General features: G+C 59.7%; 2 protein-coding genes. One reads left to right on the top strand and one right to left on the bottom strand.

The features are described from left to right. The coding region (locus ACWIE7_RS18625; protein WP_454070251.1) for a DUF4185 domain-containing protein at positions 1 to 1220 on the top strand (1220 nt) is incomplete at its 5' end. Between the two features lie 431 nt (positions 1221 to 1651). On the opposite strand, the gene ACWIE7_RS18620 is transcribed toward ACWIE7_RS18625, so the two are convergent. After that, complete coding sequence (locus ACWIE7_RS18620; protein WP_143337767.1) at positions 1652 to 2092, bottom strand: hypothetical protein; 441 nt, start codon at positions 2090 to 2092, stop codon at positions 1652 to 1654. Positions 2093 to 2996: the final 904 nt, after the last annotated feature.

Raw genomic sequence — 2996 nt, 5'->3', positions numbered from 1 at the left:
CGGACACGAGCTCACCGCTCGCACCCCGCTCGACGACGACTCCCAAGCCATCCTCACAGCCATCGCCGCGGGGCACTAACGAGGTCCAACTCAGGCCAGACATTGAGAACGGCATCCGGTGGGACAACGCCATCGGCGGCGCCTACGCCAAAGAGATGATCAACTATCAGCACCGCGGAACGGTCCATGCTGGCGAGCTCCCGGACGGCTTCACCAACATTCCGAACGACCTGATCCACCTGCCCGACGGCCGGTACATGATGACAACTTTCGCGATCCGGTCCTGGGATCCGATCTCGCCCGGCGGGAGCTGGGCGACCTTCCACTCGCGCATGTGGACCTCGACCGAAGCCCACGCCGAGAACTGGGAACGCACGTGGGATCTGGAGGTCAATCGCGAGAACTTCGACTTCCCTAACGTGGGGGAGTGGAGTCACTTCCAGAACAACACGATGCTCATGCTCCCCGGCGAACCTTGGGTTTACATCTACGGCACCAACGAGGGCCGTTGGAACGGCGGCGGCATCCATCTCGTGCGCGTGGACTGGCGCAGCATGTGGAACCGTTCAACCTATGAGTTCTGGGGTCGAGACGGCGGCGGAACATGGGCATGGCGCCGCGGTGGTTTCACGACCCCGATCCTCACCCCCACGGTTCCTAACAACGCCATCGGCGAGCTCTCCGCTCAAGTCATCGACGGACGAGTCGTGCTCTCGTACTGCGACGGCATCCTTGGCGCCGTCACCCGGACCGCTCCTCGCCCGGAAGGCCTATGGACGATGCCCGCCATTCAGGTCACCGGAGTCGAGCAGCCAGCCCTTTACGCGCCGGCGATCCATCCGTACAGCAACTTGGGCCGTGCGCAAATGCTGCTGTCAGCGTGGCCGCAGGTGAATGGCCAGACGCTCTACTACGGCACGAGGCAATGGGAGGTCAGCCTCTTCGGTGGAGGGTCCGGCTCCCTGAGTTCCTCTCCGACGGCGCGGGCAGCGACCGAGAACCTGTCCTCCGAGTCCAGTCACGTGACCGAGGAGTACACGGGGGACCTGGCGCCTGACGTCTCTCAGCTCCCCGTGGCCGAGCAGGTCGCGGTTCTCGCGGACGCAGTCGACGCCGAGGTCGATCATGATTGGCTCCGCTCTGCCTTACAAGGAGAACTCGAGGACGATCGCACAACCCCGGCCGATCACGAAAACTATGACCCGATGACCGCGGAGTAGGCCCTTCTCGAGCGGACTCCTCGGCGGTGCGCCCCTTGGCCCGGGCGTCCCGGGCGGTGTCGCTTTTCCGCAATGTCTGTCGGATCAATTAGTGGCCGCCCAGAACGGGTGCAGTTCTGGGCGGCAGCAATGCCAGCGTTGCGTCCGTCGTCACCGCACTCAGATCCACAGCATCCGGGAACAGGAAACGTTACGTGTTTCCGGCGTTCCCCGACCCAAGTCCGAACGGATGGGGGAGTCGCCGTCGGCGAGCACGCTCCAGCCGCCACGCAGCCAACCAAGTAGGGGAGCCGTTATTCCTCGGGCTCCTGCGCTGGCGCCGCGACGTCGTTGGCCTCGCGGGCTTCGCCCTGAACGGCCACGGCGCATACCCAGACGCCCTCGCCGAACTGCCCACCAACTGCCCTGAATAGCGTACACAGAACGGTTAACTATCTGTCCACCCTAAACCAGTAGGTGCCGTCCACGATTTCTGAATTTGCCAAGTTGATGCCCGGCTCTCCAATTGTGAAAGCTGCAAGTTCGCTTGCATACCTCGCTAAGTGGTCGGTGTGCGCCTTGATAACGGAGGCGTCAATTCGAAGAGCAATAGCAAATTTCAATTCGCCAAAACTATATTTGATCCATGCGCTGCCATCGCCAAGTACTCCAGCGTCGCGTACGCCTACGCACCAGCATTCGGTTAATGTGTTAGTGCGAATCTCGTTCAGCAAGTAACAAAGGAAGCGCGACGGCATATCTCGGTTGGCGTCGTCGCAGTACCGCGACTGCAATTCGCGATGGCATTGGGTGATGAATGGAAAAGCCCGCGAGTGCTCATTTTCTGAAAACGTGTCAGTCCAGTGGTTCTCGGTTGGCCCGTCTTGGTTCATAACTTTGCCGCTCTAATGTAATGGTAACTTTAGGATTCAATATCTGTCGCACAAAAGCGTAACCTGGGCAACGCCGGTGTCGGGGCATCGCTCAACTGCGATGCCCCGACGGGTTACCTAGTTAGTTGTACGGTGGCGGAGTATCGTCAGGATGTGGAGGGACTGCGTAGCCTACCCAAATCGGACACAGTTGGTCGCTAGGCGGCGTATTCTCACAGTAGATACTGAGATTGCCTAGCATCTCGCTGCCAGGCGGGGTGTTCTGGGTGGTTGATCGCACTTCGATAGAGCGAACCCGCTTACTTTCCCATTGACTGCAATCGACGGGAATTGAGTTAATGACACGACATGTCAAGCGGTCGAACCAGTTTGTGAATACTCCAGCGGTGGGATTCGACTGAGACTCGTTACAGCCCCCCGCGTTTCCTACCGTCGCCTTCCATATGTTTCTGTTCCATACCCAGTGCTTACCCCGTGCCTTATCGTAGCCAAACGGTTGGTCTCCCGTTGCCCCATCGAACCAGTACCCTCGTCGGAGAATACTGGATGAGTATGTTCCACCTTGGGGCGTTTTCCAAGTGTCACACCTAGCAATTCGGCTCGTGGCCATTTGCTCTCCCGTGTACGACCACGGAGGCGCAGCGGCTGCCACCATTTGTGGTGGTTCCTCGTTTATCGTATCGGGATCTGACGGAGTTACGTTGCCTTCATCGCCCACTGTCCCACTTGGTTGTATAGCCTCGGTGGACGTCTGGGCGATAGCTTCGGGTCCTGTCGCTGCCACCGATAAAATGAGTGCCGCTATCGAGGGGGCGTGAGGAACGAATCGGTGACAACTGATCGTTAGTGCCGGGAGGCGCTGGCGGGGAGGATGTCATCATGCCCGGTCCCTATCCCAGAGAGT

Source organism: Dietzia sp. NPDC055343, from assembly GCF_053645265.1.
Note: the sequence above shows the minus strand (reverse complement) of the source record. Positions and strands in the feature narration are given on the sequence as shown.